At 59.6% G+C, this 6396-nt stretch carries 7 protein-coding genes; 1 reads left to right on the top strand and 6 read right to left on the bottom strand.

Annotation, left to right across the window (positions count from 1 at the left end):
* Nucleotides 1-257 (bottom strand): flavodoxin family protein (locus Q0629_RS03905; RefSeq protein ID WP_298779180.1); only part of this gene is annotated, 257 nt, incomplete at its 3' end.
* Between the two features lie 247 nt (nucleotides 258-504).
* Here Q0629_RS03905 and Q0629_RS03900 point away from each other — a divergent pair.
* Nucleotides 505-873 carry a helix-turn-helix domain-containing protein gene (locus Q0629_RS03900; RefSeq protein WP_298779178.1) on the top strand — a complete coding sequence of 123 codons (369 nt, stop codon included), beginning with the start codon at nucleotides 505-507 and terminating at the stop codon, nucleotides 871-873.
* Between the two features lie 192 nt (nucleotides 874-1065).
* Here the strand turns inward: Q0629_RS03900 and ftcD are convergent, their stop codons facing one another.
* The 5 genes from ftcD to Q0629_RS03875 form a co-directional block, all read right to left on the bottom strand.
* The gene (gene ftcD, locus Q0629_RS03895) at nucleotides 1066-1980 is read right to left on the bottom strand and encodes a glutamate formimidoyltransferase (protein ID WP_366123037.1); all 915 of its coding nucleotides are present in this window, start codon (nucleotides 1978-1980) and stop codon (nucleotides 1066-1068) included.
* A gap of 13 nt (nucleotides 1981-1993) precedes the next feature.
* Complete coding sequence (locus tag Q0629_RS03890; protein WP_298779175.1) at nucleotides 1994-2617, bottom strand: HutD family protein; 624 nt, start codon at nucleotides 2615-2617, stop codon at nucleotides 1994-1996.
* 416 nt (nucleotides 2618-3033) lie between these two features.
* Nucleotides 3034-3369 carry a hypothetical protein gene (locus Q0629_RS03885; RefSeq protein WP_298779172.1) on the bottom strand — a complete coding sequence of 112 codons (336 nt, stop codon included), beginning with the start codon at nucleotides 3367-3369 and terminating at the stop codon, nucleotides 3034-3036.
* Nucleotides 3366-4316: a glycosyl hydrolase 108 family protein gene (locus Q0629_RS03880; protein WP_298779170.1), complete on the bottom strand. Its 951-nt coding sequence runs from the start codon at nucleotides 4314-4316 to the stop codon at nucleotides 3366-3368. Before Q0629_RS03880 ends, Q0629_RS03885 begins: the two co-directional genes overlap by 4 nt.
* A 72-nt stretch (nucleotides 4317-4388) precedes the next feature.
* Nucleotides 4389-6396 (bottom strand): hypothetical protein (locus Q0629_RS03875; RefSeq protein WP_298779168.1); only part of this gene is annotated, 2008 nt, incomplete at its 5' end.

Raw genomic sequence — 6396 nt, 5'->3', positions numbered from 1 at the left:
CCGATGACGATGATGTCCGCCCCCCGCGCCTTCTCCAGGGTCGGCGTCAGCGGGTCGCGAAAGGCGCAGAGGCCATTCGTCCAGCTGCCCTTCACCTTGCAGGCGAAGCAGCTGACGCAGCCCTTAAAGGCAGCGTCGTACAGGTGTACCAGCTCAGTTTCCGCCCCCGCCTCCCTCGCCCCCTCCATGGCGCTCTCCAGCATCTTGTGGGTGTTCCAATTTTTGCGCGGACTTCCGTTGACGAACAACGCTTTCATTTCCTTACCCCCCGATTTTCTGCCCCCTCAGGGCCTTAAAACCTATCCTATCTCTCAGGTCCTTTGAGCAAAACGCCGCAGCGCTCCTTTTGAACGACGTGACGAGCCACTGATGTGCCCGCCTGCCACGTGCCTGAGTGCGCTTCCCTTTGACGTTTTTCGTGAATTCAGTGTATTATTAAAAGAACAAGAGAGCAAGTACGCAGTTTTTTCTTTCTTAAAAATTGGGGAAGGGATTGGTGGGCTCATGAAGGGGTCGAAGGATTCAAAAACCGGGGGCTACGTCGCGCGCTGTCCGCTGCTCTACGTGATGGAGCTGATCGGCTCCAAGTGGAAGCTGCCGATCCTCTGGTGTCTGAACGAGGAGGACGGCCTGCATTACAACGAGCTGAAGCGCCGCGTCCATGGGGTGACCAACACCATGCTGACGAAGTGCCTTCGCGAGCTGGAGGAAAAAGGCTTGATCTTCCGCCATTCCCTTGGAAGCGTGCCGCCCTCTGTAACCTATCACCTGAGGGAGGACGGGAAAAGCCTTATGCCAGCCCTGGAGGGGCTGTGTAACTGGGGGATGGCCTACCTGGAAAAGCAGGGGGAGTGTACCTCCCGCTGCAAGTGACCCGGCCCTTCGCGCTGTCCCGCATTTCTCGGCGTGGCGCCGACGTGCAAAAACAAAGGCACCGCACCCAACCTTTGGGCTGGATACAGTGCCTATGCGTCGCTTCCCGTTCGACGGGGCCTCGGAGGACGATTCCCTCGCCACGAACGCGCGGCAAAAGAGGTCACGCCGACGCGCGCCCTCAAAAAAGGCCTACTCCTCCTCCAGCAGGCGGTTCTCCATGATCTGCTTTGCGGGGTCGAAGTCGTCCGAAATCTGCAGGTAGTACTCCGCGCAGTCGATCAGGGCCTCCATGGGCAAAAGCCCGACGACCTCGCTCTCCACGACGCTGACGCCGTAGCGCCGGGCCTCCATCTTCACGGCCTCAAAGGCGCGGTACACCGCCGTCTTCTGATAGTTCACCAGGTTCATCGACACCTGCGCCATCTTCCTGTCGCTCAGGTCCACGCCGATGGCCTTGATGAAGCGATAACCGCCGCTGAGGTTGCGGACTCGCTTGGCGATCTTGTCCGCGATCTCCAGGTTCGGCGTGCTCAGGTTGATGTTGAACGCCACGAGGGGCATCCGGGCGCCGACCGCCACCACGCCCGCCGTGGGGTGTACCCGCCCCGCGGGGCCGTAGTCCGGCGTCCACATCGCCGTGTCCTTCAGCTTCTCAGCCATGCCCTCGAACTGCCCCTTGCGGATGGAGGCCAGGTTCTGGCGGTGCGGCGCGGTGGCGGAGTCCTCGTAGAGAAAGACGGGGATCTGGTAGCGGGACCCCACGGCCTCACCCACCTCCTTCGCCAGACGATCCGCGTCCTCGACCGTCGTGCCGCGGCAGGGGATGAAGGGGACCACGTCCACGGCCCCCATCCGCGGGTGCTGGCCCTCGTGCTTCGTCAGGTCGATGAGCTCGACAGCCTTGCCGAAGGACGCCAGAACGGCCTCCTTCAGGGGTTCGGGCTCACCAATCACCGTCACGACCAGTCGGTTGTGGTTTGGGTCCGTCTGGTAGTCCAGCAGGCGCACGCCTGCCTTGCCGCGGAAAGAGTCCACGATCTGCTCGATCTTCCCCGCGTCCCGTCCCTCGCTGTAGTTTGGCACACACTCGATAAGCTGCTTCATGTACAGTCCTCCTTTAATTTTCTGCACGGCGCCCCTCGTACCGGACCGCCGCCGCCGCGGCCCTGAGCCTCTCAGTCGCCCTGACGCTCCACGCCTCCCCGCCGAGGTTCGAGACGTGCAGCGTGTCTCCCGCCTCCAGAGGCCAGGCCTCTTCCCCGCTTACAGCCTCCGCCGCCCCCTCGAAGCAGAAGATGAGCAGCTCCTCCGCTCCCAGCAGCGCGGCGGCCAGCGCCGCCGTCACGTCCATCCTCAGACCGGAGCCGCCCGTGATGGGGATCATCGTCCCGACGCACCGCCCCTTCCGTAGCATCAGGTTCAGGTCCACGACCTTCCCCCTGGCCTGCGTGGTGACGCCGCCGTCGAAGGCGTAGGGCTCGAACTCCGCGAAGTCCCGCCAGGTCGCGTCGTCGTGGGAGAGGCGCAGCAGGCCCCGCAGGGAGAGGATCACGCGGTCGTAGTCCGGCAGGCTGGTGTAGGTGCTCTCCTCCACCTCTGCCGTGGCGGTGCTGAAGCGCCACAGAAACTTCCGCTCGGCGTAGAGGCTACCCTCCGGGGCGATGGCCAGCTCCGTCGTCCGCCCCCCGCTCCAGTCCGTCACGCGGTAGTCCGAAGAATGAAAAACTCTTACGATGCTCATTTCACGATGCCCTCAGAACTTTCTGGCTAAAAACTCCCGCCCGCTGCCACAAGGCAGCCGGCCCCCATGCGCCGGACAGTCCTCCCCCTCTGTTTGGGTTACGTCTATCGTATCGAAAGGCGTTTCGCTGTCAAGAGGCCCGACAGGGCAAGGACAGGTGATGGAGGAACGACGGCCCGGACGTCGCGAGGCCCGAAGGGTCAAAACGCAAAAACCCCGCTTTTGAGCGGGGTTTTAAGTGTAACCGGACTGAGCCGGATGATCTGCTGGAGCGGACAACGGGGTTCGACTAGAACCCATAAACCAACTTCATAAAATAATTTATAGATACTTAAGGTCGCCCTTAGGCACGGTTTTAGGTACGGTTTTTCTTCTCTTGCTGACAAAAAAATAGCGGGGCCCCGAAGGGCCCCGTTCTACATCAGCGTCGCGATTCCGGCCTTCAAAAACTTCGGCAGGATATCCCACCCCAGCACGCCGGTCAGAACGGCCAGGGCCCCCAGTAGGACCACGAACCCCAGCGCGATGTGTCGCAGTCGATGCGAGGCGTCGTTCACCCGCTGCACGGATTCAGTCAGGGTGACGATGGCCTCCTGCATCTGCGCCATCCGCTCCTCCTGGAGGCTGTCGTGTTTCTCAATAGATTCAAGTTTGGTCTGCAATCTATCCAACAACTTCACGATGCTGTCCTGTCTCGTCACAGTCCGCTCCAATACCTGCGCTACATCCCAAAGCTTACTCTCGTCCATCATTCCACCCCCGCGGTGCGGGCCATATCCCTCAAGCGGTTCATCCACCCCTCCCAGTGTACCTTCTGTTTGGGGTCATTGGCAATGATCTTCTCGTAGTACACCTTGCGCTGCTTCACGATCTCCGCCGCCAGGGTCTTTGGCTCCAGGCTTTTCAGCGCCGCGAAGGTGCGAGGCCCAAACTTCCCGTCGATCGCCAGGTCCACCCCGAGAGCTTTGCACGCTCGCTGGAGAATCCAGGCGAACCCGCCGTGATTAATGCTGACGTCCAGGCAGCACAGCGACACAGGCCAGCGCAGCTCGCCCCAGCCGTAGCGGTCCCAGAAGTTTCTGCGGTAGATCGCCTTTGCCTCGTTCTGCGTCAGCTTACAGATATCGTCATGCTTTACTATCCCAGCAGCATGAGCGCACTTCAGGGTTGGGATGGTGATGCCGAACGCCGTTGGGCCGCCCTTGTCATTCTTGGCGTAGGCTTTTAGGACAGGAACGCCATTCACGTCGTCGAAGTTCTTACCTCCCTCCCACTTGAGCGAGAAGGCGATGGACAACTTGAAGTCGTCCTTGGGCGTCGGGGCTGGCTTCTCCTGTTCAAGCCCGTATTGCTCGGCCAGCGCTGCCAGGCGCTCGTCCAGGGATTTCGCTTCTCCGGCAGCGGCCTTTACCTCGACGAGGGGCGCGTCCATGACCGCCGTCAGCGCCTCGGTGCGTTCTGGGGTCAGGTCCACGTCGTCAAACTTCCAATCCGTCAGCCAGTTCAGCCGTTCACAGATTTTGTCCACCGTCCAGCCGATGACAAAGCCGTCGGCCCACTCCGCCCACCAGGGCAGAACCAGCATCTCGTCGACCTTCGCCACGACCGCGGCGCGCTTCTCCGCGCCGCTCTTGCCCTTCAGGTTCTTCTCCGCCCAAACGACCTGCTCCAGCACCCACGTCTTCATCTTCTGCCACATTTCAGTCATCCCTTCCTTAAAAGAATCGGGCGGCCATTACCTGGCCACCCTTGCGTGCAATCAACTTCGGCATTAATCCAACCACTTGGAAATACGACAAGTGACATAGCTACTTTCATCATAGCCAGGACAAAGCCCGAATAACCCCATCTCATTGACGAGGGTGCAGTACCTGCTGTCTGCTGTTTTGGCGTCAACCAAAATTTTTGGGCTCATTCCGTAAGGGGTTGTCGTGTCTTCGCTGGAAGAGATGCGTACCGTTTTTACCAGCCCTAATAACGCCAAGTCAATATTTAGATATGGGTTGTCACCTCGCTCAATGTCAACTGGGTACTTGGTAGTACGATCATAGGGGAGCGCCCATGGGATGGATATCAGATTATTCATCTCTGGGGTCTTAAGCCGTATTTCAATAATCTCCGTTGAGGAGGCGCTCCACTCCAGTCCATCCACAATCATCGCGTCATTGTTCTGGACGTTAAAGAACCCGAAAAAACCGCGCCATGACATCGAGTGTGTTGTGGTATTGCCAATTCCGTAACCAAAAGCGCCACCCCCTGTGTTTAAGCTGGCTTTCTCGGCTGTCAGCAAATCCAGAAGGAGTCGTCTTTCGTATATGCTCCAATAATGCCATTTGGAATCGAGCTGTCGCAAGTTAAAAATGTAGGTAGGGTCAGTATGCGTTGCATCAACTCCTGGTGTAGAACAGTAGACCCACTTCCGTTCCCCGCTGACCATAACGTATGGATCTATTGGCAGACACGTTCCATGCAGAAAACCGTTCGGACTTCTTGTGAAGGCAGGGTCCAGAAACCAGCCGTCCCCAGTCTGCCTTGTTGCGCTGAACCAGAGATCAATAACCATATCCCCGTCGTCATTGTCGTAGACGCGACACTTCTCCCAACACGGGGGGACAAAAGCCATCTCGCTTTTGACATCCGGGCTTTCCGGCGAGATGACAATGCTCTGCTTTGCGAACGCATAGAGGGCATGAGTATCCCAATACCGTCGAGAGATATTCACGATCTTACCCTCAGGGTCGATGTTGTACACGAAGGGGCGGTTGTATTTCTTCGAAAATATCCGCCGCAGGCCAAAGATCGGGTCGGAATACTCCGGCCGCAGTCCGAACCGCACGGGGACGGCCCAGGGAGTATAGGTTCCGTCCGTCGTTCGCTGCCGCCCTCGTGCGAAGAAGTCCACCCCAAGCGTCGTCGTCAGGTTCAGCCCCGCCGTTGTGTGAAAGGTCAGGTCGTTCGTGCCCTGCGCGTTGTACAGGGTCGTCGCAAACGTGCTGTCAGTGGATACTTGCCAGTCCCCCTTATCGAAGTTCCCCGTCCCTGCCAGAACCTTTGGGGATGACATCCCAAGCACGGGGCTTAAGGCGGGGGCCTCGCCCTGGGGAGCCGTCATGATCGGTGTGGCCAGGATACCCGCCGGGAACTGTACCATCGTCTTGAACATGCTCGGCGCGCTCCAGTGCGACCATCTGCCCTTGCGGTCCTGGTACCGAATCCGGACGTAGTACACCGTGTCCTGCGTCAGGTAGGGGGAGTTATCCGGCTTCAAGGGGACCTGGAACACCGGCGTCCCGCTGAACTCCACCTTCTCGTAGATGGGCGCTGCGAAGTCGTTCGTCGTCGCGATCTGAATGTGTTTCTGGTACATCCCCACGTCGTACGGATGGGCATAGGGGGTCCCCACGATCTGCGGGACCTGGTTGATGTTGGTCTCACCGTTGGCGGGGGAGATGACCGACGGCCGGACCGGCAGCTTCTCCCATTCCTCCTTGGTGAGGTGGTACGCCTCCGTCACCTGGCCGCCCTCCACCTTCCCGCCCTGGATGCTTTTCAGGACGTTGTGCTGGGTGTTCTTGATGATATTAGTGACCTGTTCCTCGTTCACGGTCCCGCCGCCGGCTTCCACCCAGCCGCCGTCCTTGCGTCCATAGGTCTTGCCGTCGTGCGGAGCGTCCAGGATGCCCGCCTGGGTCTGCGTCGCGCCGGTGTCCTCCCACTTGTCGTGGTTCCATATCCAGATAGAACTTGTCGACGACACGACTGCATACGCCCCGGGGACG

The sequence above is a fragment of the uncultured Fretibacterium sp. genome (genome assembly GCF_938030725.1).
Lineage (GTDB): Bacteria > Synergistota > Synergistia > Synergistales > Aminobacteriaceae > Fretibacterium.
This window is presented reverse-complemented; position numbering and strand designations above follow the sequence as displayed.